General features: G+C 63.6%; 21 protein-coding genes. 14 read left to right on the top strand and 7 right to left on the bottom strand.

The features are described from left to right. The first annotated feature begins 441 nt into the window (after window positions 1-441). A complete protein-coding gene (locus CKW37_RS18105) occupies window positions 442-2,106 on the top strand; it encodes an electron transfer flavoprotein-ubiquinone oxidoreductase (RefSeq protein WP_095157080.1) in 1,665 nt (554 codons plus the stop codon). A 72-nt stretch (window positions 2,107-2,178) separates the two neighbouring features. On the opposite strand, the gene CKW37_RS18100 is transcribed toward CKW37_RS18105, so the two are convergent. After that, window positions 2,179-3,489: an MFS transporter gene (locus tag CKW37_RS18100; RefSeq protein WP_095157134.1), complete on the bottom strand. Its 1,311-nt coding sequence runs from the start codon at window positions 3,487-3,489 to the stop codon at window positions 2,179-2,181. A gap of 93 nt (window positions 3,490-3,582) precedes the next feature. Beyond that, window positions 3,583-4,068 (bottom strand): histidine kinase, encoded by a 486-nt coding sequence (locus CKW37_RS18095; protein ID WP_095157079.1) that lies wholly within the window; start codon window positions 4,066-4,068, stop codon window positions 3,583-3,585. A gap of 370 nt (window positions 4,069-4,438) precedes the next feature. Here CKW37_RS18095 and CKW37_RS18090 point away from each other — a divergent pair, with 370 nt between their 5' ends. From CKW37_RS18090 to CKW37_RS18080, 3 genes are read left to right on the top strand one after another with little or no spacing between them, the layout of a single operon-like run. After that, window positions 4,439-5,617 carry an efflux RND transporter periplasmic adaptor subunit gene (locus tag CKW37_RS18090; protein ID WP_095157078.1) on the top strand — a complete coding sequence of 393 codons (1,179 nt, stop codon included), beginning with the start codon at window positions 4,439-4,441 and terminating at the stop codon, window positions 5,615-5,617. Further along, entirely contained in the window at window positions 5,618-7,582 is a 1,965-nt protein-coding gene (locus tag CKW37_RS18085; protein WP_095157077.1) for a MacB family efflux pump subunit, read from the top strand. A 3-nt stretch (window positions 7,583-7,585) separates the two neighbouring features. Beyond that, window positions 7,586-8,992, top strand: coding sequence for an efflux transporter outer membrane subunit (locus CKW37_RS18080; RefSeq protein WP_095157076.1), 1,407 nt, complete (start codon window positions 7,586-7,588; stop codon window positions 8,990-8,992). Between the two features lie 27 nt (window positions 8,993-9,019). Here the strand turns inward: CKW37_RS18080 and CKW37_RS18075 are convergent, their stop codons facing one another. The 3 genes from CKW37_RS18075 to CKW37_RS18065 all read right to left on the bottom strand — a co-directional run bounded on the left by CKW37_RS18075 (window position 9,020) and on the right by CKW37_RS18065 (window position 12,728). Continuing rightward, the gene (locus tag CKW37_RS18075; protein ID WP_095157075.1) at window positions 9,020-10,642 is read right to left on the bottom strand and encodes a PvdJ/PvdD/PvdP-like protein; all 1,623 of its coding nucleotides are present in this window, start codon (window positions 10,640-10,642) and stop codon (window positions 9,020-9,022) included. Window positions 10,643-10,725: 83 nt separating this feature from the next. After that, window positions 10,726-12,051 (bottom strand): ATP-binding protein, encoded by a 1,326-nt coding sequence (locus CKW37_RS18070; RefSeq protein ID WP_095157074.1) that lies wholly within the window; start codon window positions 12,049-12,051, stop codon window positions 10,726-10,728. After that, window positions 12,051-12,728, bottom strand: a complete 678-nt coding sequence (locus tag CKW37_RS18065; RefSeq protein ID WP_095157073.1) for a response regulator — start codon at window positions 12,726-12,728, stop codon at window positions 12,051-12,053. The genes CKW37_RS18070 and CKW37_RS18065 overlap by 1 nt, the downstream gene beginning before the upstream one ends. Before the next feature lie 167 nt (window positions 12,729-12,895). Here CKW37_RS18065 and dsbD point away from each other — a divergent pair, with 167 nt between their 5' ends. The 4 genes from dsbD (at window position 12,896) to CKW37_RS18045 (ending at window position 17,142) form a co-directional block, all read left to right on the top strand. Next, window positions 12,896-14,623 carry a protein-disulfide reductase DsbD gene (gene dsbD / locus CKW37_RS18060; RefSeq protein WP_095157133.1) on the top strand — a complete coding sequence of 576 codons (1,728 nt, stop codon included), beginning with the start codon at window positions 12,896-12,898 and terminating at the stop codon, window positions 14,621-14,623. Beyond that, the gene (locus CKW37_RS18055) at window positions 14,623-15,465 is read left to right on the top strand and encodes a prolipoprotein diacylglyceryl transferase family protein (RefSeq protein ID WP_095157072.1); all 843 of its coding nucleotides are present in this window, start codon (window positions 14,623-14,625) and stop codon (window positions 15,463-15,465) included. The genes dsbD and CKW37_RS18055 overlap by 1 nt, the downstream gene beginning before the upstream one ends. Further along, the gene (dsbG, locus tag CKW37_RS18050; RefSeq protein ID WP_095157071.1) at window positions 15,462-16,220 is read left to right on the top strand and encodes a thiol:disulfide interchange protein DsbG; all 759 of its coding nucleotides are present in this window, start codon (window positions 15,462-15,464) and stop codon (window positions 16,218-16,220) included. Before CKW37_RS18055 ends, dsbG begins: the two co-directional genes overlap by 4 nt. Window positions 16,221-16,596: 376 nt before the next feature. Further along, window positions 16,597-17,142: an RNA polymerase factor sigma-70 gene (locus CKW37_RS18045; protein ID WP_095157070.1), complete on the top strand. Its 546-nt coding sequence runs from the start codon at window positions 16,597-16,599 to the stop codon at window positions 17,140-17,142. 31 nt (window positions 17,143-17,173) lie between these two features. On the opposite strand, the gene CKW37_RS18040 is transcribed toward CKW37_RS18045, so the two are convergent. After that, window positions 17,174-17,938 carry an ABC transporter substrate-binding protein gene (locus tag CKW37_RS18040; RefSeq protein ID WP_256587799.1) on the bottom strand — a complete coding sequence of 255 codons (765 nt, stop codon included), beginning with the start codon at window positions 17,936-17,938 and terminating at the stop codon, window positions 17,174-17,176. A 203-nt stretch (window positions 17,939-18,141) separates the two neighbouring features. Between CKW37_RS18040 and CKW37_RS18035 the strand changes: the two genes are divergently transcribed. Together CKW37_RS18035 and CKW37_RS18030 are read left to right on the top strand one after the other, a co-directional pair. Continuing rightward, window positions 18,142-18,693: an exonuclease domain-containing protein gene (locus CKW37_RS18035; protein WP_095157069.1), complete on the top strand. Its 552-nt coding sequence runs from the start codon at window positions 18,142-18,144 to the stop codon at window positions 18,691-18,693. A 75-nt stretch (window positions 18,694-18,768) separates the two neighbouring features. Further along, the gene (locus CKW37_RS18030; protein WP_095157068.1) at window positions 18,769-19,053 is read left to right on the top strand and encodes a pyrimidine/purine nucleoside phosphorylase; all 285 of its coding nucleotides are present in this window, start codon (window positions 18,769-18,771) and stop codon (window positions 19,051-19,053) included. A gap of 10 nt (window positions 19,054-19,063) precedes the next feature. Here the strand turns inward: CKW37_RS18030 and CKW37_RS18025 are convergent, their stop codons facing one another. Further along, complete coding sequence (locus CKW37_RS18025; protein ID WP_095157131.1) at window positions 19,064-19,786, bottom strand: alpha/beta family hydrolase; 723 nt, start codon at window positions 19,784-19,786, stop codon at window positions 19,064-19,066. Window positions 19,787-19,835: 49 nt separating this feature from the next. Between CKW37_RS18025 and ccoN the strand changes: the two genes are divergently transcribed. The 4 genes from ccoN to ccoP are packed head-to-tail and all read left to right on the top strand — an operon-like array spanning window position 19,836 to window position 23,014. Next, window positions 19,836-21,260, top strand: coding sequence for a cytochrome-c oxidase, cbb3-type subunit I (gene ccoN, locus CKW37_RS18020; protein WP_095157067.1), 1,425 nt, complete (start codon window positions 19,836-19,838; stop codon window positions 21,258-21,260). Window positions 21,261-21,270: 10 nt separating this feature from the next. Then, complete coding sequence (gene ccoO / locus CKW37_RS18015; protein ID WP_095157066.1) at window positions 21,271-21,879, top strand: cytochrome-c oxidase, cbb3-type subunit II; 609 nt, start codon at window positions 21,271-21,273, stop codon at window positions 21,877-21,879. Window positions 21,880-21,884: 5 nt separating this feature from the next. Then, window positions 21,885-22,082, top strand: a complete 198-nt coding sequence (locus tag CKW37_RS18010) for a CcoQ/FixQ family Cbb3-type cytochrome c oxidase assembly chaperone (RefSeq protein ID WP_095157065.1) — start codon at window positions 21,885-21,887, stop codon at window positions 22,080-22,082. Next, the gene (gene ccoP, locus CKW37_RS18005) at window positions 22,079-23,014 is read left to right on the top strand and encodes a cytochrome-c oxidase, cbb3-type subunit III (protein ID WP_095157064.1); all 936 of its coding nucleotides are present in this window, start codon (window positions 22,079-22,081) and stop codon (window positions 23,012-23,014) included. The genes CKW37_RS18010 and ccoP overlap by 4 nt, the downstream gene beginning before the upstream one ends. Window positions 23,015-23,492 lie beyond the last annotated feature (478 nt).

Raw genomic sequence — 23,492 nt, 5'->3', positions numbered from 1 at the left:
TTTAAGCTGACTCGATAGTCGCGTTCCGACCCTTCATCACAAAACCCGTGGGTCATTCTTTGTGGTGGCGTGTAAACTCCACTACAAAACCCCGGTTTGGCGTAACTGCCCTGCTCTTTGCCAGGTCTTTAGGGGTGCTCCTGCATCCGACGGTCAGCCTACGGCGAGCGTAAAACCGCCCGTATCTTGACCGTAACGCCCAATCCGGTCAATACGGCAAAACCGCCAGCTTCCAGCCGTGCCTCTTTGATTTTACTGGCCTGCGGCAAATTCAAACAAACGTTTGTATTGGACCTCGCAAGTGGTGTAGATATAATGCGCGGCCAAGAGAAAGCGGTGTAGTGCGTCATCTTCCGGAGCTACATACCCGGCCCTTCGAAATGACCGCGCTGACACCCGCCAATAAAGAAAAACCGATGAGCCTTGAGTAGGAGAGAACCTGTGGAACGCGAATACATGGAATTCGACGTGGTCATCGTCGGCGCCGGCCCGGCGGGCCTGTCCGCCGCCTGCCGACTAAAGCAGAAGGCCGCCGAAGCCGGTAGCGAAATCAGCGTCTGCGTGGTCGAGAAAGGCTCCGAGGTCGGTGCCCACATCCTCTCCGGCGCCGTATTCGAGCCGCGCGCCCTGAACGAACTGTTCCCGGACTGGAAGGAACTGGGCGCGCCGCTGAACACCGAGGTCAAGCGCGACGACATCTATGTGCTCAAGGATGGCAGCAGCTCGGTCAAAGTCCCTGATCTGTTCGTGCCCAAGACCATGCACAACCAGGGCAACTACATCATCTCCCTTGGCAACCTGTGCCGCTGGCTGGCCCAGCAGGCGGAGAACCTGGGCGTGGAAATCTACCCGGGCTTCGCCGCCCAGGAAGTGCTGTTCGACGACAACGGCGTGGTTCGCGGCATCATCACCGGCGACATGGGCGTGGATCGCGAAGGCCATCCGAAAGACGGCATGTACACCCCCGGCATGGAGCTGCGCGGCAAGTACACCCTGTTCGCCGAAGGCTGCCGTGGTCACCTCGGCAAGCAACTGATCAAGCGCTTCAACCTCGACAGCGAGTCCGACGTCCAGCACTACGGTATCGGCCTCAAGGAAATCTGGGAAATCGATCCAGCCAAGCACCAGCAAGGCCTGGTGGTCCACACCGCAGGCTGGCCGCTGGATGTGGTCAGTTCCGAAAACACCGGCGGCTCCTTCCTCTATCACCTGGAAAACAACCAGGTGGTAGTCGGCCTGATCGTCGACCTGTCCTACGGCAACGCCTACCTTTCGCCATTCGATGAATTCCAGCGCCTGAAGCACCACCCGGTGCTCAAGCAATACCTGGAAGGCGGCAAGCGCATCAGTTACGGCGCCCGCGCCATCAGCAAGGGCGGCCTTAACTCGCTGCCGAAGATGGTCTTCAACGGCGGCGCCCTGATCGGCTGCGACCTCGGCACCCTGAACTTCGCCAAGATCAAGGGCAGCCACACCGCGATGAAGTCCGGCATGCTCGCCGCCGACGCAGTGGCCGATGCCCTGCTGGCCGGCAGCGAAGGCGGCGATCAGCTCAACAGCTACGTCGCGGCCTTCAAGTCGAGCTGGCTGCACGACGAACTGTTCGCCAGCCGCAACTTCGGCCCGGCCATGCACAAGTTCGGTCCGCTGTTCGGCGCGGCGTTCAACTATGTCGACCAGAACTGGTTCGGCGGCAAGCTCCCGTTCACCCTGCACGACACCAAGCCAGACTACGCCTGCCTCAAGCTCGCGGCCGACTCGAAAAAGATCGACTACCCGAAACCCGACGGCAAGCTGAGCTTCGACAAGCTGAGCTCGGTGTTCCTCTCCAGCACCAACCATGAAGAAGAGCAACCGTGCCACCTGAAGCTGGCCGACGCCAGCATCCCGATCGGCACCAACCTGCCGCTCTACGATGAACCGGCGCAGCGCTACTGCCCGGCGGGCGTGTATGAAGTGATCACCCAGGAAGACGGCAACAAGCGCTTCCAGATCAACGCCCAGAACTGCGTGCACTGCAAAACCTGTGACATCAAGGACCCTTCGCAGAACATCACTTGGGTCACCCCGGAAGGCGCCGGCGGCCCGACTTACCCGAACATGTAAGACGGCGGCCACGAAAAAGCCCCTCCACCGCAAGGTGTGAGGGGCTTTTTACATCCGGGCGAAAAAGCCGCTTCAGCCCTTGGCCAGCAACAGGTCTTCCTCGCTGCACAGGCGCTCGCGACCACTGAAGTACAGCGACGTCAGCACGCCGACAAACCCCATTACCGCGCAAAACGCCACGCACACCCACGGACTCCAGGGCATCAGCGCGATCAGCATCAGCGGCGTGGTACTGGCCCACAGCGCGTAGGCAACGTTGTAGGTGAACGAGATACCGGACACCCGGATCCGCGCCGGGAACAGCCCGACCATCACCGAAGGCACCACCCCCACTACCCCGCAGCCAAGTCCGGCCAGAGCGTAGGCAATGCCGACCGTGTCCCACCCGGCAACCAGACTGCCGTACAGCGCGCCAATGCCCAGCGGCAGCAGCAGCGAATACAGCAGCAGCGCCCGCCAGGCGCCAATGCGATCCACCAGCAGGCCAGCCAGCACGCAGCCAATATTGAGGAAGACAATCCCCAGGCTGCTCAAGGCGAAGGTATGCCCGGCAGTCATGCCGAAGCGCTGCTGCATCACGGTCGGGGTGATCACCACCAGCACCACCACCGCCGAGGTCAATACGCAGGTCAGCAGCACCGCCGGCAGCAGCGCCTGACGGTGCTCACGCAATACCGCCCGCAGCGAGAACTCCTTCGGCCGGTCGCTGCTCTGGCGCGCCAGGGCGAGGAACACCGGCGTCTCGCTGAGCCAGCGGCGCAGCCACACACCGATCACCCCGAACACACCACCTAGCAGGAACGGGTAACGCCAGGCGTAATCGAGGATTTCCTGAGGGGTGAACATCTGCGCCAGCGCCGTGGCGGTCAATGCGCCGAGCAGATAGCCGAACGTCAAACCGGCCTGCAGGAAGCCCAAGGCATAACCGCGCCGGCCAGGCGGCGCGTGCTCGGCGACGAAAGTCCAGGCGCTGGGCACCTCTCCGCCGACCGCCGCGCCCTGCAGGATCCGCAGCGCCAGCAGGATCAACGGCGCGGCATAGCCGATATCGGCGTAGGTCGGCATCAGGCCGATCAGCAGGCAAGGCAGCGCCATCATCAGAATGCTCAGGCTGAAGACCTTCTTGCGCCCGAGATGATCGGCGAAATGCGCCATGAGGATGCCGCCCAGCGGACGCGCCAGGTAGCCGGTGACGAAAATCCCGAAGCTCTGCAACAGTCGCAGCCACTCGGGCATTTCCGGCGGAAAGAACAGCTGGCTGAGGGTCAGGGCGAAGAACACGAAGATGATGAAATCGTAGATTTCCAGCGCGCCGCCCAGGGCCGCCAGGCCGAGGGTCTTGTGGTCACCGCGCGACAGGCGCGCGGAGTCGTTGGCAGTCATAGGGGTTTCCGCAGGGATGAACGGGACCGCGCGCAGCCAGGCGCGCCTGAACGAGCGCCAGAGCATAACAAAATGAGCCCGGGCGCAGGCGTTTCAGGAGGGCCGGGAGAACACCGTCTGTCCCAGGCCCAGTCTTTGCCGGGAAGGCGCGCGCGGCGCGTTCTTGCCCTTGGGGCTGGGCAACTGACCGAGCAGGCGCGGGGTATCGATGATCGCCATGAACGCATGCAGCGTCTCATCGTCCGGAACCTTCGCCAGACTGACGGTCACCGGCTGGCGCTGCCCCATAGGCACCGCAGGCATCTTCAGGTGCTGCGACTCGTACAGCAGCGCATGCTGAATCTGCACATTGACCCGGCAGAAACGCTCCAGGTCGACCCCAGCATGGCTGGCCAGATCAATGTTGCCGATCAGCAGGTTGAACGGCAGCAGTGCGTTCTGCACCAAGTGCCGCAGGTCTTCGAAGGACTGCACCGGCGCGATGCGGTAGTAGCCCATGCCGTTGAGCATCTTCTCCAGTTGCAGCAACTGCATGGGATGCGCGTCGGCCAGCAGGATTCGCAAGGATTTGTCAGCCATGGTGAATGACCAAGGTAATAGTTGTGGGGAACACTCCTTGACCACTCACCACGCCGACGAATCGGGCAGTAATTCCGTAGGAACTTTTACTGATAGTTGTCGGGAAACCGTCGGAAATCAAGCGAGCGTCAATATATTGTTGGAATGCCCTTTCCGAGACGCTCGGAATGCGCGGAAGATAATACCCAACAAATGAAAATGGTTCTCACAAAGGTTTAGCCATTTCAGCATAGTATTGCCCTCCCTCGGACGGGCCCCTCGATGGTCGGTGCCGCAGGTAAATTACAGCGTGCCCCTCTCGTTTATCTGGGAGCCTCCCGTGCAGGTGTTGAATGCCGCGCGGGCCGAATCCCTCTGGCTGGAACCCCGCATGAGACGTCCTACTTTCAAACGCCGCCTGCAGATCTGTGCCCTGGGGCTTGTCAGCCTGGGTGCCCTGGTTGCCTGGAAAACACTGCCGGGCAACGACCCGCTGAGTACCGTTGCGGTCACCCGTGGCGATATCGAAAGTAGCGTCACCGCGCTGGGCAACCTGCAACCGCGTCGCTATGTGGACGTAGGCGCCCAGGCGTCCGGACAGATCCGCAAGCTGCATGTCGAACCCGGCGACGAGGTTCAGGAAGGCCAGTTGCTAGTGGAAATCGACCCCTCGACCCAACAGGCCAGGCTCGATGCGGGCCGCTATTCCATCGACAACCTCAAGGCCCAGTTGGCCGAGCAGCAGGCCCAGTACAAGCTCGCCGAGCAGCAGTACAAGCGCCAGCAGAGCCTTGCCGCCGGTGGCGCCACCCGCGAGGAAGACGTGCAGACCGCCCAGGCGCAACTCAAGGTGACCCAGGCCCGCATCGACATGTACCGCGCGCAAATCCTTCAAGCCCAGGCGAGCCTTCGCAGTGACGAAGCGGAACTCGGCTACACCCGCATCTACGCACCGATGTCCGGCACCGTGGTCGCGGTGGACGCCCGGGAAGGCCAGACCCTCAACGCCCAGCAGCAGACCCCGTTGATCCTGCGTATCGCCAGGCTATCGCCGATGACGGTGTGGGCCGAGGTCTCGGAAGCGGATATCGGCCACGTCAAACCCGGCATGACGGCCTACTTCACCACCCTCGCCGGCGGCAAGCGGCGCTGGAACAGCACCGTCCGGCAGATTCTGCCGATTCCGCCCAAGCCGCTGGATACCTCGTCCCAGAGCAGCGGTGGCGGCAGCGGTTCACGCAGCGCCAGCGGCAGCAGTGGCAAAGTGGTGCTCTACACCGTGCTGCTGGACGTCGACAACCCGGACCACAGCCTGATGGCGGAAATGACCGCCCAGGTGTTCTTCGTTGCCGGCCAGGCACAGAACGTACTGACCGCGCCCGTCGCGGCGCTGGAAGACGACGGTGACAAGGCCGACCAGCGCCTGGTCCAGGTGGTGAACCGCGACGGCAAGATCGAGCAGCGTCATGTGCGCACAGGCCTCAGCGACCGTCTGCGGGTGCAGATCCTCGACGGCCTGTCCGAGGGCGATCACCTGCTGATTGGCGCCCCCATCGCCAGCGGGGGTTGAATGAGCACGCCCCTGATTGAACTGCGGGACATCCGCAAGTCCTACGGCGGTATCGACACGCCCAAGGTGGAAGTGGTGCGCGGCGTGAGCCTGGCCATCCATCCCGGTGAATTCGTCGCCATCGTCGGCGCCTCCGGCTCCGGCAAGTCGACGCTGATGAACATCCTCGGCTGCCTCGACCGCCCCACCAGCGGCGAATACTTCTTCGCCGGCAAGGACGTCGCCGACCTGGACAGCGACGAACTGGCCTGGCTGCGCCGCGAGGCGTTCGGCTTCGTCTTCCAGGGCTATCACCTGATCACCTCGGGCTCGGCCCAGGAAAACGTCGAGATGCCGGCCATCTATGCCGGCACGCCCGCCGCCGAGCGTCACGCCCGCGCCGCCGCCCTGCTCGACCGCCTCGGCCTCGGCGACCGCACCGCCAACCGCCCGCACCAACTCTCCGGCGGCCAACAGCAGCGGGTGTCGATCGCCCGCGCGCTGATGAACGGCGGCCACATCATTCTCGCTGACGAACCCACCGGCGCCCTCGACAGCAAGAGCGGCGCCGAGGTCATGGCCCTGCTCGACGAACTGGCCAGCCAGGGTCACGTGATCATCCTGATTACCCATGACCGCGAGGTCGCCGCGCGGGCCCAGCGGGTCATCGAGATCCGCGACGGCCTGGTCATCAGTGACTCGGCCAACGACCAGCCCGAACGGCAGCCGGCCAAAGCCGGCCCGAAAGCCGAGGAACTGCGCCAGTACCTCGACCACGGCTCGACCCAGACCGGCGCCTGGAAGGGCGAACTGGTGGAAGCCCTTCAGGCTGCCTGGCGAGTCATGTGGATCAACCGCTTCCGCACCGCGCTGACGCTGCTCGGCATCGTCATCGGCGTGGCGTCGGTGGTGGTGATGCTGGCCGTCGGTGAAGGCAGTAAACGCCAGGTGGTGGCGCAGATGGCCGCCTTCGGCTCGAACATCCTCTACCTCAGCGGCAAGTCGGCGAGCATGCACGAGCCCGCCGGAATCATCACCCTCGACGACGTCGAAGCGGTCGGCAGTTTGCCCCAGGTGAAGAAGATCATGCCGGTGATCGGCAACCAGTTGATGGTGCGCTACGCCAACAACAGCCAGAGCTTCTACGTCGGCGGCAACAACACCTGGTTCTCGGAGATCTTCAACTGGCCGGTGGTCGAGGGCAGCTTCTTCACCGAATCCGACGAACTGAGCGCGGCCTCGGTGGCGGTGATCGGGCAGAAGGTCAAGGAAAAGCTGTTTGCCGAACGCAGCCCCATCGGCCAGTACATCCTGATCGGCAACGTGCCGTTCCAGGTGCTCGGCGTGCTCGCTGGCAAGGGTTCCAGTTCCGGCGACCAGGACAGCGACGGGCGCATCGTGGTGCCCTACTCCGCCGCCGCCATCCGCCTGTTCGGCAGCCGCGACCCGGAGTACGTGACCATCGCCGCCGCCGATTCGGGCCGGGTCAAGGAAACCGAAGCGGCCATCGACCAACTGATGCGCAAGCTGCACCGCGGCAAGCACGACTATGAACTGACCAACTACGCGGCGCTGATCCAGGCCGAGGCGCGCACGCAGAACACCCTGTCACTGATGCTCGGCGCGATCGCGGCGATCTCCCTGCTGGTGGGTGGCATCGGGGTGATGAACATCATGCTGATGACCGTGCGCGAGCGGACCCGCGAGATCGGCATCCGCATGGCCACCGGCGCCCGCCAGCGCGACATCCTGCGCCAGTTCCTGACCGAGGCGGTGATGCTGTCGATGGTCGGCGGCGTGACCGGCATCGCCGTGGCGATGTTGATCGGCGGCGGCCTGATGCTGGCCGATATCGCCGTGGCGTTTTCCCTCGGTGCCGTGCTCGGCGCCTTCACCTGCGCCGTCATCACCGGCGTGGTGTTCGGCTTCATGCCGGCACGCAAAGCGGCCCGGCTCGATCCGGTCAAAGCCCTGACAAGCGAATAATCGATGACATTGCCCAGCCGTCTCAGCCTTCTGTCCCTGTGTGTATTGCTCGGTGCCTGCGCCAACAGCACCCCCGACGCCGCGCCGCCAGCGGCCCCCGAACACTGGCAAGGCCAGCATGACCCGGCCGCGTCGATCGCCGACGGGCCATGGTGGCAGGCCTTCGCCAGTGCGCAACTGAACGACTTGATCGAGCAGGCGCGCAGCAACAGTTTCGACCTCGCCGCGGCCGTGGCGCGGATCCGCCAGGCCCAGGCCAGCGCGGTCATCGCCGGCGCGCCATTGCTGCCGGAGGTGAAGTTCGGCCTCAATGCCAGCCGCGAACGGTTGCTGCGCGGCAGCGGCTACAACGGCATCGATGCGACCCGCAGCGACCGCACCTACACCACCTTCAGCACCGGGCTGAACGCCAGTTACGAAATCGACTTCTGGGGCGGCAACGCTGCGGCCCGCGACAGCGCGCTGCGCAGCCTCGATGCCAGTCGCTTTGACCGCCAGACGGTGGAACTGACGCTGTTCAGCGGCGTCGCCAGCAGCTACCTGCAAAGCCTCGCGTTGGTCGAACAAGTGCGCATCGCCCGGCTGAACCTGAGCAACGCCCGCGACGTGCTGCAAGTAGTGCAGACCCGCCACGACGCCGGGTCGGCGACCGCCCTGGAACTGGCGCAACAGCGCAGTTTGGTCGCGGCGCAGGAACGCCAGGTGCCGCTGCTCGAACAACAATTGCAGGACACCCGCATTACCCTGGCGACCCTGCTCGGCGAACCGGTGCAGGCGCTGCCGCAGACCCGCGAGGATTTCACCGCGATCAACTGGCCGCGCATCGGCACGGGCGTGCCCAGCGACCTGCTCAGCCGCCGCCCGGACATTGCCGCCGCCGAAGCACGGCTGGCGGCGGCCCGGGCCAATGTGCAAGTGGCCCGCGCCGCGATGCTGCCGAGCCTGACCTTGGGCGCCAACCTCGCGTCCGGTTCGCAGGTCTTCGACCGCTTGTTGCGCAGCCCCTACTACAACCTGACGGCGGGGCTGGCGGCGCCGATCTTCGACAGCGGCCGGCTCAAGGCCGAACGCGACCGGGCCCGCGCCGAGCAGGAAGAGCTGCTCCAGCGCTATCACGCCAGCATCGTTTCCGGTTTCGGCGATGTGGAGAAGGCGCTGAACAGCATTGGCGGCGTCGATCGCCAGCGGCAGTGGCAGGACGAAGAAGTGCGCCAGGCGCGCACCGCCTTCGAACTGGCGGAGCGGCGCTATCGAGCGGGCGCGGAGACGCTGCTGACGGTGCTGGAAACCCAGCGCACCCTCTACCAGGCCCAGGACCAGCAAGTGCAACTGCGCCTGGCGCGGGTGCAGGGCAGCGTGGCGCTGTACAAGGCGTTGGGTGGTGGGTGGCACGTGACGGAGGTTCGCTGAGCTAGAGAGGGGACCGCTCGCGGTCCCTTACGAGGCAATCCCTTTCATCGACAAATGCCGCGCATACCACGGCCGTTGCGGCACGCGCTTGAACAGCGGCTTGAGCTTGTCTTCCTCGGCAAAGATGAGGCGCAACGCCAGCTTCATCGTCTCGATATCCATCTCCACCGACTTGCCCGGGAACATGCCCGGCGTGGTGCTGCAGCCATGGGTGGTCGGTCCCAGCCACGGATCCTCGACCTCGTTCCAGCGCCCCGGCGCGAACCATTCCACGCCATTGACCTGAAGGCGCCGAACCTGGCCCGGGTTGTGCCGTTCCTGAGCGCGGAACCAGTCGTCGATGCGGTCGTCGATCCAGCCATGAAAGCCCCAGAACACCGGGTTCACATGGGATGAAAACGGATCGCCGAGGAAGTCGTTGCCGGCGCCATACCAGCGGGCGGCAAAGTCCGACGGATTGCGCGCGAACGGCACCGGCGCGCCGTTGGACGGGTCACGCGGGACCGACGCCCAGCACATGTGCAGCCAGTCGTGCAGGTTCATTTCCAGTTCCGAACCCAACTCGCCGAGGGTCATGCGCGACAGGTACTGCGGGTCCTGGTATTGCGATTCCCAGACCTGGAAGTTGCTGCAGAACGTCTCCTGCGCCTTGATGGCAGCCACCCACTGGGTGTACTCGCTGTCTCCCGACGCCAGCCAGGTCGGCGGTACGCTGTAGCCATCGTGGTTATCGAAGTAGCGGGCGAAACCGTGGCGATCGAACTCGACGTTTGGCTGTGGCAAGGGGAAATGGGTCCAGGACGGTAATGCCTGGAAGGTCCGCGCGGTGTTGAGCATATGCCGGTGCATGAACAGAAAATCCACACCGGAGCCGTTGCGGTGCTTGCGTGGCCCGCGGGCATCACGCTCCTTATCCCGCGGCCCGGGTTGCCAGCCGAGGCCGCGCAGTGCGCCATGCTGCTCTTCGGAGAGCCTGTGCCATTTGTCCCGGGTCGAATGCCAGAGCTGGTGGAACAACCGGTGCTCGGCGCCGATCAGCCAGTCGCGTAATTCGGGGGTGTAGGCAATGCGCTCACGCGCCTCGGGAAACATCCGCTTCACGGCGACGAAATGACTGTCTCGCAGGGGCAATGCCATGGACCGGTCGAGGCGCTGCAGGTTACCGCTGAGGGTTCCGCTGCCGGCGTTGCCGAAACTGCCCCAGACCTCATCCAGCGTGGCAATGCACTCGAAACCCGGCCCGCCCTGGTTGCTCAGCAGACGCCAACGCACTTGTTTGCTGGAAGCGCCGACCAGATCGCCCAGCACCCGATAGGCCACCGGGCCGGGTTGTTCCAACCGCTCACCGGTGTCCAGCACGCCGCGCAGGCCACGGCCTTTGGCGGCGATATCCAGGTACAACTGCGCGCCTTCGCGCGGTAGCCCCGGCAGGCCGCCATCGGCGCCGGTGAAGCGGATATCCCAGACACCCCGCAGTTGATTGGCCAGTTGCTGGCCGGCGATATCCGCCAGTTCAACGCTGGCTTCGCCTGGGGTGACGATGTCGTCCTCGGGGTCGTGGGTCAGCTTGCGATGGCCGTAGTAGACCGCCGGCACCGCCGCGCTGGTCAACGCCAGACCTGCTATGAATCCCCGTCGAGATATCGTCATTGCCCACCCGTGCCAGCCATGGAAACCACTTATGTCCAAGCTAGAACGTTGAATTGGGTGGGAAATTTAGGGGTTATTGCTCATCACACGGCCTCGACGCGCAACGGCATCTGCAGCAGCACCCGCAGACCGTCGGGACGGCTGTCGAAATGCAATGAACAGGCACAGCGCTGAACGATTGCCTGGACGATCGCCAACCCCAGGCCGCTGCCCTCGCTTTGACCATTGCGCCAGAAGCGCTGGGTCAAGTGTTGCAGGTGCTGCTCGGGAATGCCGGGGCCATGGTCGCGGACGAGGAATCCGACCCGGCCCTCCTCCACGTGCACCTCCAGTTCCACCGGGGTTTCGCCGGTGCTGTGGCGCAGAGCGTTATCCAGCAGGTTGCGCAGTGCCGCCACCGCCAAACCCGCCGGCATGTCCAACTGCACCTCTCCCGCCCGCTGCGGCGCCTGCAAGAAGATGCGACGGTTGTCGCCGGTATCCTGAATGGCCTGGCGGGCGGCCTGTTCGGCACTGCACTGCACGCCATCGTCGAACGACAGGCTGCCCTCGACCCGCGCCAGCAGCAGCAACTGTTCGAGGGTCCGGTGCAAGCGGTCGGCGCCCTGCTCGGCATGCTCCAGGGCCTGCTCGCGCACGCTGCCATCGGTCATCCGCGCCACTTGCAGGTGGGTCTTGATTGCGGTCAGCGGGCTACGCAGTTCGTGGGCGGCATCGCCGGTCAGGCGGCGCTCACGTTCGATGGTCTGGCCAATGCGCAGAAACAACTGGTTCTGGGTGTCCAGCAACGGTTGCAGCTCGCTGGGCACCGCCTTGATTTGCAACGGCTCGACGGAGTCCGGGCTCCGTCGGCGCAGGGCATCGCGCATCCAGTTCAGCGGCGCCAGGCCCTTGCCGATACCGACCCAGAGCAGGCCGAGACTGCCGAGCAGGGCCACTAGCACCGGCGCCGATGCCGCCAGCAGGATCGAGCGGTTCAGCGCCTCGCGTTCGAGGTGACGGTCGGCGGTGGTGATGCGGATATCGCCGTGGGCGAAGGTGAAGCTGCGCCAGCGCGCGCCATCGATCATCTGGTCATGGAAGCCGCCGCGCCCGTCATCCAGGTGCTGGTCAGCATTCTGATGGCTGCGGGCGAGGATCTCGCCACGCAGCGAAGTGACCTGGCAGGCCATGCCATCGGGGACGCTCAACTGATCGGCACTGAGGTGGGTGCCCTCGCCCTTGCTGGTCAACGGCTGCGGCAACTGGTCGATCAACCCGGCGACCATCCGCGCCGACGCCACCAGGCGCTGGTCGAGGGAAAACATCATTTGCTGGCGCAGGTCGCGCAGCATCCAGGCGGCGGCGAGGGCCCAGATCAGGACGAAGGCGGTGCCAAGAATCAGGCTCAGGCGCAGGCGCAAGCTCATCACGGTGATCCTGGCAATTGCGCCGGGCCGAGACGGTAGCCCAGGCCACGAACGGTCTCGACGATGCCGTTGCCCAGCTTGCGGCGCAGGTGATGGATGTGCACGTTCAGGGCATTGCTCTCCACTTCGTCGCCAAAGCCGTAGACGCTGTCCTTGAGTTGCTCGCTGGAAAGCACCCGGCCGGGGTTGTTCAGCAGCGCCTGGAGCAGCGCTTGCTCGCGGCGCGACAGGTCCACCGGCTGGCCGCCCAGGCTGGTTTCGCAGTTGCTCGGGTCGAAACTCAGCGGCCCGTGCTCGATGACGTTCACGCAGCGCCCGGCCATGCGCCGCACCAGGCTGTGCAGGCGGGCGGCCAGTTCGCGCAGGTCGAAGGGTTTGAGCAGGTAATCGTCGGCACCGGCCTGCAGGCCGTCGACGCGGTCGGTCACCGCGTCACGGGCGGTGAGGATCAGCACCGGCAGGCGCTCGCCTTGCTGGCGCAGGCGCTGCAACAGCTTGAGGCCATCTTCGTCGGGCAGCCCGAGGTCGAGCACCATCACATCGAAGTGCGCGGCCTGGAGCATGGCGCGCGCGGCACCGGCATTGACCACGCGGTCCACGGTGAGGCCCTGGGCGCTCAGGCCGGCAATGATGCCGCTGGCGATCAGGTCGTCGTCTTCACAGAGCAGTACATGCATGGGCGGATTCGGTCATCGACGGGGGAAGGCCGGCAGTGGGCCAGAGCAGGATTAACCGGGGATTATGCCCTGCGTCGCACGCCCCGTCGCCTGCCGGCCAGCGGCTTAACCCTGGGTTAATCCAGGGTCGGCAGCCTTGCTCGCTCATGACCTTCCAAGGCTTCGACATGCGTGCATTGCTCCTGGCGATCCTCTGCCTGTTCACTTCCCTGAGCCAGGCGCAGAGCTTTGCCAATCCTTTCGCCCAGAGCGACTTCCTCCCGGTGGAAAAGGCCTTCGTCTTTACCAGCGAACGCCTGCCGTCCGGTCAGACCCGCCTGCACTGGGCCATCACCGACGGCTATTACCTGTACCAGAAGCGCCTGAAGTTCGACGGCCTCGCACCGGAGCAGATTCCGCCGCTGCCCCAGGCACTACCGCACCACGACGAGTTCTTCGGCGAAACACCGGTCTACCGCGGCGAACTTGAACTGCTGCTGCCGGCCTCGGCCCAAGGCACCTTGCGCATGGGCTGGCAGGGCTGCGCCGATGCCGGGCTGTGCTATCCGCCACAGACGTCGCTTGTGAACCTCGGCGGTGCCAGCGCCGACACTTCCCAGACCCAGGCCAGCGATCAGGCCCTCGCCGGCACCCTGCAACAGCGGAACCTGGGCTGGGGGCTGCTGGTGTTCTTCGGCCTTGGCCTGTTGCTCGCCTTTACGCCCTGCTCATTGCCGATGCTGCCGATCCTCGCCGGGCTGGTGATGGGCAACAACGCCAGCAGCCGCCGCGGCTGGGCGCTGGCGGGTACTTATGTGTTGAGCATGGCGCTGGTGTACGCCGCGCTCGGCGTGGTCGCCGCCCTGCTCGGCGCGAACCTGCAGGCCTGGCTGCAACAACCCTGGTTGCTGGGCAGCCTGGCCGGGTTGTTCGTGCTGTTGGCCCTGCCGATGTTCGGCGCCTTTGAACTGCAATTGCCGATGTTTCTGCGCGATCGCCTGGAGCGCGCCGGGCGCCACACCCGCGGCGGAAACCTGTTTGGCGCCGCGGCGCTGGGCGCGTTGTCCGGTTTGTTGATGGGACCGTGCATGACCGCGCCGCTGGCCGGCGCCCTGCTGTATATCGCGCAGAGCGGCAATGCTCTGCACGGTGCGCTGGTGCTGTTCAGCCTGGGGCTGGGCATGGGCCTGCCGCTGTTGCTGCTGGTCACCGTGGGCAATCGCTACCTGCCACGTCCGGGCGCGTGGATGAATCTGGTCAAGGGTCTTTTCGGCTTCGTCTTCCTCGCCATGGGCCTGTACACGCTGCGCGTGGTGCTGGAGCCTGCGCTGTGGCTCGGACTGGCGGGCGCCTGGCTGCTGGCCCTGGCCTGGAGCGCCTGGCCGGTCCTGCGCCACTGGCGTGCGGCGCAACCACCGGTGCTGATCGCCGGGCTGTGGGGCCTGCTGTCGATCATCGGCGCTGCCGGGGGTGGCAGCGATCCGTGGCAACCGTTGCAGCCTTACAGCGCATCTCGCGCCACTGCCAGCGCGGTGACCGCGCCGGTCGACGCCTTCACCACCGTCAGTACCCCGCAGGCCTTGCAGGCCGAGCTGGACGCGGCACGCAGCCAGGGCCAGTGGGTGTTTCTCGACTACTATGCCGACTGGTGCGTGTCCTGCAAGGTCATGGAAAAGCAGGTGTTCGCTCGCGCCGATGTGCTCGCGGCGCTGAGTGGCGTGCGCCTTGTGCGCCTGGACGTTACCGCGGACGCGCCGGCCTCTCGCGCGTTGCTGTCGCGCTATCAGGTGCCCGGTCCGCCGAGCATGCTGTGGATCGGTCCCGATGGCGAAGAACGGCGCAGCCGCCGGCTGGTGGGTGAAGTGGACGCCGCGACTTTCCTGCAACACTGGAATGCAACCAGGAGCCAAGGCTGATGCTGACGGTGAATATCGGCCCGGTGGCCATGGCCCTCGATCACCTGTTGCTGCTTGCGGCACTGGGCCTGGCGACCCTGGTCGGCTGGCGAGTGGCCAAGCGTGGCGGCGACAATCCGGAGTCCTCGCTGTTCGGCCTGTTTCTCCTCGGCCTGCTGGGCGCCCGGGTCGGTTTCGTCATCGCCTACTGGTCGATGTACCGGGATGATCCGCTGCAAATCATCGATATCCGTGACGGTGGTTTCTCGCCCTGGACCGGCCTGCTGGCAGTGCTGATCGGCGCCGTCTGGACCGGCTGGCGCAAACCGGCGCGGCGCCGCCCGCTGGGCTGGGGATTGTTCAGCGGCGCGCTGTTCTGGCTGCTGGCCAGTTGGGGCAGCCATCTTTACGAACAAGGCACCCAGTTGCCGCAACTGAGCCTGCTCGATGCCCGCGGGCAGTCCGTCGCCCTCGACAGCCATCGCGGCCGCCCGCTGGTGATCAACCTGTGGGCGACCTGGTGCCCGCCCTGCCGCCGCGAAATGCCGGTGTTGCAGCAGGCACAACACGAATACCCGGACGTCACCTTCCTGTTCGTCAACCAGGGCGAGACGCCGCAGATCGTCACCAATTTTCTCGCCACCACCGGCCTGAACCTGTCCCACGTGCTATTCGACGCCGGCGGACAACTGGCCGCGCAGGTCGGCTCCATGGCCCTGCCCACCACGCTGTTCTACGACGCCGACGGGCGCCTGGTCGGCAGCCATCTCGGCGAGCTGTCCCGCGCCAGCCTGCGTCACGCGCTGCAATCGTTCGAAAACATGCCGAGCGCGCCCCTTTCAGAAACAAGGAATACACCATGAAGATCCCGATCTACCTGGGCCTGGCCCTCGGCATTTTCGCCAGCCCGCTGGTTGTGGCCGAGGACCTGCCCGAAGCGGTCAGGCAGATCGAAGCCAAGGGCGCGAAGATCGTCGGCAGCTTCGACGCCCCCAACGGCCTCAAAGGCTATGCCGCGCAGTTCCAGAACCGCGGCGTGGCGCTGTACCTGACGCCGGACGGCAAACATGTGCTGGTGGGCAGCCTGTTCGACCAGGAAGGTCGCGACCTGAGCGAGAAACCGCTGGAACAACTGGTGTACGCGCCCATGGCCAAGGAAGTCTGGGCAAAGATGGAAAAGACCGCCTGGATCGCCGACGGCAAAGCGGATGCGCCGCGCATCGTCTACCTGTTCAGCGACCCCAACTGCCCTTACTGCAACATGTTCTGGGAACAGGCGCGGCCGTGGGTCGAATCGGGCAAAGTGCAGTTGCGCCACATCATGGTCGGCATCATTCGCGAAGACAGCCCGGCCAAGTCCGCGTCGCTACTGGCCAGCAAGGATCCGCAAAAAGCCCTGCATGACCACGAAAGCGCCGGCAAGGCCAGCACGCTCAAGGCGCTGGAAAAAATCCCGGCGGATGTGCAGGCCAAACTCGATGCCAACCTGGCCCTGATGAACGAACTGGGCCTGTCCGCCACCCCGGCGATTTTCTATCTGGACGATCAGCAGCGCCTGCAGCAACAGCAAGGCGCACCGCGTCCGGAACTGCTCGGCAAGATCCTCGGCAAGCGCTGAGCCCTCCTCCCGCCCGGCGTGCATTCAGCCGCACGCCGGCATCCTTGGCCGCCGCTCAGGCGGCTTTTTTTCGTCATCGAAGAGACGTGAGCACGCGCACAAATCCGTCATTTGGCTGTGGGATAAAAGTGCCGGACGCACACCAGCCCGTCGCCGCCCAAAACGCCGAAATCGCTCTGAAGCGAGGCAGCACAAGGCGTCCACGAATGACACTTGCCGGGTCATGAAACAGGCTGATGATCTTAGAACCAAAACGTATATAGAGTTATTAACTTTCGCAATTGACAATAATTATCATTAATACTAGTTTGTCGCACGTCGCAGCGAACAGGTCCCTCGGGAGGTTCGCTATCCACTTAGAGAAAAGGTGATTTCCATGGCGGAACAACTATCCACAGGTAAGTGCGATTCACCGTTACTCCAAGCCTTCGTCGACAACCGCAGCATCCTGGTCAAAATCGCAGCGCGCATTACCGGCTGCCGCTCACGGGCCGAAGATGTCGTGCAGGACGCTTTTTTCCGGCTCAACTCCGCTCCGCAGATCACCTCGTCGTTCAAGGCGCAACTGAGCTACCTGTTCCAGATCGTGCGCAACCTGGCAATCGACCATTACCGCAAGCAGGCAATGGAGATGAAATATTCAGGCACTGAAGAAGAAGGCATGAATGTCGTCATCCACGGCGCATCGCCCGAGGCTGCGCACATCAACTTCGCCACCCTCGAACATATCGCCGAAGCCCTGACCGAGCTGCCCCCACGCACCCGCTACGCCTTCGAGATGTACCGTTTGCACGGCGTTCCGCAGAAAGACATCGCCAAGGAACTCGGCGTTTCGCCCACTTTGGTCAACTTCATGATTCGCGATGCCTTGGTGCATTGCCGCAAGGTTTCCAACGCTCGCGGGGCTGGCCCGCTGAACTGAAATCACAGCCGTTCGGATGATCAGGGCCCGCTCAGTGACGGTGCGGCTCGATCACCTGGATCTGGTAGGGATTGAAGATTCTCAGCAACTCGCCGTTGGCCCGCAGTCGATCCAGCAACGCCGCGAACTCCTCGCCACTGATTTTCGCCTGCGGACGCAGCAGGGCGTAGTGGTGATAGACCTGATCGATCCGCTCCGACGCCAGCAACTGCCCGACGCTTTCCGGATTTCGCACCATGTAGTCGCTCAGGTACGAACGCGTCACCAGCGCGATATCGGCGCGGCCACGCTGCACCATCAGCAGGTTGCTGTCGTGGGAATAGGTCAGCGTGGCGTTGAAGGTCTTGGCCAGGTAGCGGCCATCAGAATTGAAGCCGGCAAAGGCATAGTGATAGCCGTTGAACAGCGCCAAACGTTTGCCGTCCAGACGGGTGAAATACTGCTGGTCGTGATCGCGGGTGCGCTGGGCAACGAAGACCTCGGCATCCTCCAGCCCCATGTCGACGGCGACATGCGGGATATCCTGCCAACCCCAGTCGGGGTTCTCGAAGATCGCCATATCGACCCGCCCTTCCTGGAAATCACGAAAACGTCGCGGGATCGAGGTGGGCACCAGCACGAAGTGATACAGGCTTTGCACGTTGTTCAGCGCTTGCGCCAGTTGCGGCAACAGCCCCGTGTCATCGCCCTGCTCCGGGCGCACCGTATACGGGGGAAAATGTGCCGCGCCGATTCTGATTTCGACGGTGTCGAGGGCGAGAGCCGCGTCGGCCTGCCAGGCCAGGGCAAAACACAATAGCAAGGACAATACCCGCGGTATTGGCGCTGGAATCAAGATGACGACTCTCACAGGGTGGATCTGTCTAAGCTAGGCGTTTTCACGGGGTAGTACAACCCGCCGCATGCGCCATTTTCGAGCATCAGGGCAAAACGCCATGGGATATCGCAGACGCCCGTGTTTGGCTACGCTTGGACGACATCTTGGGTAGGGAATCTGTTATGGGCCATTGGTTGGTGATCGACCTGGAAGCCACCACCGACGACGGTGGCTGGCCGATCACGGATATGGAAGTTATCGAAATAGGCGCCAGCCTGGTCAATCGCGAAGGCCGGGAGGTGGATCATTTCCAGCGTTTCGTGAAACCGCGGCGACGTCCGCAACTCACGGTGTTCTGCCGTGAGCTGACGCACATCAGCCAGGCCAACGTCGACGGGGCACAGCCGTTCAACGAGGTCTGGGCGCAATTCGAGCGCTGGCTGGGCCATTACCAGCCACGCCTGGAGGGCTGGACCAGTTGGGGCGACTACGACCGCAAGCAGTTGCTGCAGGAATGGCAGGCCAACGGCCTCGAAAGCCTGCTCAGCAGCGTCCCCCACCTCAACCTCAAGCAGCACTTTGCCAAGGCCCGCCAGTTGAAGCGGCCTATGGGCCTGAACAGCGCGCTGCAATTGGCCGGCCTGCAGTTCAGCGGGCAACAGCACCGAGCCCTTGAAGACGCCCGCAATACCGCCCGGCTGCTACCGCTGACACTCCCGGTCCAGGGCACCTGAAAGCGGATGACGGGACCAGAAGGCTTGGGCATACTGGCCGGCCTTTTTGGTCCCTTTTTCTTGCAGGAGTCGCCCATGTTTAAGGTCAACGAGTACTTTGATGGCACGGTCAAGTCCATCGCGTTCGGCACTGCCGAAGGTCCGGCTACGATCGGCGTCATGGCCCCGGGCGAATACGAGTTCGGCACTGCCCAGCGCGAAATCATGCACGTGGTGTCCGGCGCCCTGACCGTGAAGCTGCCTGACAGCGACAACTGGGAAACCTTCTCCAGCGGCAGCCAGTTCAACGTACCGGCCAACGCCAAGTTCCAGCTGAAGGTCGCGGTCGACACCGCTTACCTGTGCGAATACCGCGACTGATTCAGCTCGCTCATTTGCTCGAAGCCAGCTCCCCCTGTGGGAGCTCGCCCACATAGTTCACTATCCTCTGCGCCGCCGTCCGCAGATGATCCGCATGACTGAACCCTGAAGCCTTCAACGGCTTGAGGTCATGGTCAGCCGCGTCCAGCCAGCACACCTCGATCGCCGGCGACAGTTCATACCCCTCCACCGTTTGCCGATTGCCCAACGCATCCCGCTCGCCCTGGATAATCAGCGTCGGCGTGCGCAGTTGCGCCAAGTGCGCCACCCGCGGCTTCTCCGGTTTGCCTGCGGCATAGAACGGATAACCCAGGCAAATCAGCGCATCCGCGCCCAATTCGTCCGCCAGCAAGCTGGCCATCCGCCCGCCCATGGACTTGCCACCCATGACCAGCGGCCCAGCGACCAATGGTCGCACCTCCCGATAGACCTCCCGCCAGCAGTCGAGCAATACCGCCTGGGGATTCGGCGGCCTTTTGCCACCACCCGAGCGGCGCTGAGCCATGTAGGGAAACTCGAAGCGCAGTACACCCAGCCCTTGCCCGGCAAGCCTTTGCGCCATGTCCTGCATGAAATCGCTGTCCATCGGCGCGCCCGCCCCGTGGGCCAGGATCAGACAGCCCCTGGCACCGCCATCTGCCTGATTTTCCGGGGCATTCCATAACCACCCCCGCATTTTCAGCCGCTGCGCCCATTGATCCCCGTCAATACCGGAGATTCGCCCATTACTCATGCTTGCCTCGCTGTTTAGCCTGCCTATAACCGTGGATGGGAACCCATACATGAACACAACCTGCAGTACCGCCTACAACTACAAGGTGGTCCGCCAATTCGCCATTATGACGGTGGTGTGGGGAATCGTCGGGATGGGGCTCGGCGTTTTCATCGCCGCGCAACTCGTCTGGCCTGCCCTCAACTTCGACCTTCCCTGGACCAGCTTCGGGCGCCTGCGCCCCCTGCATACCAACGCGGTGATTTTCGCCTTCGGTGGTTGCGCGCTGTTTGCCAGTTCTTTCTACTCGGTGCAGCGTACCTGCCAAACCCAACTGTTCGCGCCCGCCCTCGCGGCGTTCGTGTTCTGGGGCTGGCAACTGGTGATCCTGCTGGCCGCCATTACCCTGCCGCTGGGTTACACCAGCTCCAAGGAATACGCCGAGCTGGAGTGGCCGATCGATATCCTGATCACCATCGTCTGGGTGGCGTACGCCGTGGTGTTCTTCGGTACGCTGATCAAGCGCAATACCAAGCACATCTACGTGGGTAACTGGTTCTTCGGTGCGTTCATCATCACCGTGGCGATCCTGCACCTCGTCAACAACATGGAACTGCCGGTCAGCCTGACCAAATCCTACTCGCTGTACAGCGGCGCCACCGACGCCATGGTGCAGTGGTGGTACGGCCACAACGCCGTAGGCTTCTTCCTCACCGCCGGCTTCCTCGGGATGATGTACTACTTCGTACCGAAGCAGGCTGAACGCCCGGTCTACTCCTATCGCCTGTCCATCGTGCACTTCTGGGCGCTGATCACCCTGTACATCTGGGCCGGTCCGCACCACCTGCACTACACCGCCCTGCCAGACTGGGCACAATCGCTGGGCATGATCATGTCCCTGGTGCTGCTGGCACCAAGCTGGGGCGGCATGATCAACGGCATGATGACCCTCTCGGGCGCCTGGCATAAGCTGCGCAGCGACCCGATCCTGCGTTTCCTGGTGGTTTCGCTGGCGTTCTACGGCATGTCGACCTTCGAAGGTCCGATGATGGCGATCAAGACCGTCAACGCCCTGTCCCACTACACCGACTGGACCATCGGCCACGTACACGCCGGCGCTCTTGGCTGGGTTGCGATGATTTCCATCGGCGCGCTGTACCACATGATTCCGAAAGTCTTCGGCCGTACCCAGATGCACAGCATCGGCCTGATCAACGCGCACTTCTGGCTCGCCACCATCGGCACCGTGCTCTACATCGCCTCGATGTGGGTCAACGGTATCGCCCAGGGCCTGATGTGGCGTGCAGTCAACGCCGACGGCACCCTCACCTACTCCTTCGTTGAAACCCTGGTGGCCAGCCACCCTGGCTTCATCGTGCGGTTCGTCGGTGGTGCAATCTTCCTGACCGGCATGCTGCTGATGGCCTGGAACACCTGGCGCACCGTGCGTGCCCCGGCTCCGGCAACCGCAGACGCTTCCGCGCAGCTGGCCTGAGGACTAGGACATGAAACACGAAGCTATTGAAAAGAACGTCTTCCTGCTGGTGCTGCTGATGGTCCTGGCCGTCAGCATCGGCGGCCTGACCCAGATCGTTCCGCTGTTCTTCCAGGACGTCACCAACAAGCCGGTCGAAGGCATGAAGCCCTACACCGCGCTGCAACTGGAAGGCCGCGACATCTACATCCGCGAAGGCTGCGTGGGCTGCCACTCGCAGATGATCCGTCCGTTCCGCGCCGAGACCGAGCGCTACGGCCACTACTCGGTGGCTGGCGAGAGCGTCTGGGACCACCCGTTCCTGTGGGGTTCCAAGCGTACCGGTCCTGACCTGGCCCGCGTTGGCGGTCGCTACTCCGATGACTGGCACCGTGCGCACCTGTACAACCCGCGCAACGTCGTGCCTGAGTCGAAGATGCCTTCGTACCCGTGGCTCGTCGCCCAACAGGTCGATAACAGCCACACCGAAGCCAAGCTCAAAGCAATGCGCACCCTCGGCGTGCCGTACACCGACGACGACATCAGCGGTGCTGTCGCCTCGGTCAAGGGCAAAACCGAAATGGACGCGCTGGTCGCCTACCTGCAGGTGCTCGGCACCGCGATCAAGAACAAGAGGTAAGCGCCATGGACTTCACCCTGGATATCGGCCAGTTGCGAGGCCTGGGCACCCTGGTGGTGGCCATCGCCTTCATCGGCCTGTCGCTCTGGGTTTTCAACCGTCGCCGTGACCGTGAATTCGCCGAAGCGAGCCTGCTGCCCTTTGCCGACGAGCGCCTGCCTGGCGCCGAAAAAGAAAACGCCTTGAGGAGTACCCGGCAATGACCACCTTCTGGAGTACGTACATCAGCGTACTGACCATCGGTAGCCTGATCGGCCTGACCTGGTTGCTGCTGTCCACCCGCAAGGGTGAGCAGCCAGGCACCACGGACCAGACCATGGGCCACAGCTTCGATGGCATCGAGGAATACGACAATCCGCTGCCACGCTGGTGGTTCTGGCTGTTCGTCGGCACTTTGGTGTTCGCCGTCGGTTACCTCGTCCTCTACCCGGGCCTGGGCAACTGGAAAGGCATCCTGCCCGGCTATGAAAATGGCTGGACCGGCGCCAACGAATGGCAGAAAGAAATGGACCGCGCCGACGCCAAGTACGGCCCGATCTTCGCCAAGTTCGCTGCCATGCCGGTGGAAGAAGTGGCCAAGGATCCGCAAGCACTGAAAATGGGGGGCCGCCTGTTCGCCTCCAACTGCTCGGTGTGCCACGGTTCCGACGCCAAGGGTTCCTACGGCTTCCCCAATCTGACCGACAAGGACTGGCGCTGGGGCGGCGAAGCGGAAACCATCAAGGCTTCGATCATGCTCGGTCGTCACGGTGTGATGCCGGCCTGGTCCGAAGTGATCGGTGAGCAAGGTGTGGCAGACGTTGCTGCATTCGTGCTGACCAACCTCGATGGCCGCAGCCTGCCGGAAGGCACCAAGGCTGACGCCGCCAACGGCCAGAAGATCTTCGCCGCCAACTGCGTGGCGTGCCACGGTCCGGAAGGCAAGGGCACTCCAGCAATGGGCGCACCGAACCTGACTCACCCGCAAGCGTTCATCTACGGCTCGAGCTTTGCCCAACTGCAGCAGACCATCCGTTACGGCCGTCAGGGCCAGATGCCTGCACAGCAGGACATTCAAGGCAACGACAAGGTCCACTTGCTGGCCGCCTACGTCTATAGCCTTTCGCAGGACGGCGACAAGACTTCTGCACGGTGACACTTCAGTCCATCTGAGCATTGACTGAAAACGCCGCATCCGAACCGGGTGCGGCGTTCCTGTTTGTATGTGCGACCAAGTGTCGCACCCCTCCGTACCCCCTCCTTGCACCCCCTCTGAACGGGACTAAGCTTGTTGCCACATGTGGCTGGAAGCGATGTCGCGCATGCACCTCTGTTTGGTTCATCACATGTCATCGTGCCAGCGCAAAGGCTGGCGATTGCCGGCTTTGCTCCGTTTTCACGGGGTGAAAAAGCGGCGTCTCACAGGGTTTTCCAGGCCTTGAGAAGCGTGCAATCCACTCTAAAATGGTGCACATAAACAAGATAATATTGTGTACAATTTGCGCGGTAGACGGGTCGGAAGGGCCGTAAAACAGGCCCTGGCGGGGTGTGGAACAGATTCCCTTGCGTTGCAATACCCACACTGCTTGTAGATACTTGCGCCGATTTTTCTACCTACAAAAACACCTATAAAA

Source organism: Pseudomonas sp. Irchel 3E13 (assembly GCF_900187455.1).
Classification (GTDB): Bacteria; Pseudomonadota; Gammaproteobacteria; order Pseudomonadales; family Pseudomonadaceae; genus Aquipseudomonas.
The sequence above is the reverse complement of the archived record's forward strand: the minus strand, read 5'-3'. Positions and strand labels throughout refer to the sequence as shown.

Excerpts from the sequence above, each read along its gene's own strand:
- CKW37_RS18100 (WP_095157134.1), bottom strand. The coding sequence starts at position 3,489 with ATGACTGCCAACGACTCCGCGCGCCTGTCGCGCGGTGACCACAAGACC.
- CKW37_RS18095 (WP_095157079.1), bottom strand. The coding sequence starts at position 4,068 with ATGGCTGACAAATCCTTGCGAATCCTGCTGGCCGACGCGCATCCCATG.
- CKW37_RS18090 (WP_095157078.1), top strand. The coding sequence starts at position 4,439 with ATGAGACGTCCTACTTTCAAACGCCGCCTGCAGATCTGTGCCCTGGGG.
- CKW37_RS18085 (WP_095157077.1), top strand. The coding sequence starts at position 5,618 with ATGAGCACGCCCCTGATTGAACTGCGGGACATCCGCAAGTCCTACGGC.
- CKW37_RS18080 (WP_095157076.1), top strand. The coding sequence starts at position 7,586 with ATGACATTGCCCAGCCGTCTCAGCCTTCTGTCCCTGTGTGTATTGCTC.
- CKW37_RS18075 (WP_095157075.1), bottom strand. The coding sequence starts at position 10,642 with ATGACGATATCTCGACGGGGATTCATAGCAGGTCTGGCGTTGACCAGC.
- CKW37_RS18070 (WP_095157074.1), bottom strand. The coding sequence starts at position 12,051 with ATGAGCTTGCGCCTGCGCCTGAGCCTGATTCTTGGCACCGCCTTCGTC.
- CKW37_RS18065 (WP_095157073.1), bottom strand. The coding sequence starts at position 12,728 with ATGCATGTACTGCTCTGTGAAGACGACGACCTGATCGCCAGCGGCATC.
- dsbD (WP_095157133.1), top strand. The coding sequence starts at position 12,896 with ATGCGTGCATTGCTCCTGGCGATCCTCTGCCTGTTCACTTCCCTGAGC.
- CKW37_RS18055 (WP_095157072.1), top strand. The coding sequence starts at position 14,623 with ATGCTGACGGTGAATATCGGCCCGGTGGCCATGGCCCTCGATCACCTG.
- dsbG (WP_095157071.1), top strand. The coding sequence starts at position 15,462 with ATGAAGATCCCGATCTACCTGGGCCTGGCCCTCGGCATTTTCGCCAGC.
- CKW37_RS18045 (WP_095157070.1), top strand. The coding sequence starts at position 16,597 with ATGGCGGAACAACTATCCACAGGTAAGTGCGATTCACCGTTACTCCAA.
- CKW37_RS18035 (WP_095157069.1), top strand. The coding sequence starts at position 18,142 with ATGGGCCATTGGTTGGTGATCGACCTGGAAGCCACCACCGACGACGGT.
- CKW37_RS18030 (WP_095157068.1), top strand. The coding sequence starts at position 18,769 with ATGTTTAAGGTCAACGAGTACTTTGATGGCACGGTCAAGTCCATCGCG.
- CKW37_RS18025 (WP_095157131.1), bottom strand. The coding sequence starts at position 19,786 with ATGAGTAATGGGCGAATCTCCGGTATTGACGGGGATCAATGGGCGCAG.
- ccoN (WP_095157067.1), top strand. The coding sequence starts at position 19,836 with ATGAACACAACCTGCAGTACCGCCTACAACTACAAGGTGGTCCGCCAA.
- ccoO (WP_095157066.1), top strand. The coding sequence starts at position 21,271 with ATGAAACACGAAGCTATTGAAAAGAACGTCTTCCTGCTGGTGCTGCTG.
- CKW37_RS18010 (WP_095157065.1), top strand. The coding sequence starts at position 21,885 with ATGGACTTCACCCTGGATATCGGCCAGTTGCGAGGCCTGGGCACCCTG.
- ccoP (WP_095157064.1), top strand. The coding sequence starts at position 22,079 with ATGACCACCTTCTGGAGTACGTACATCAGCGTACTGACCATCGGTAGC.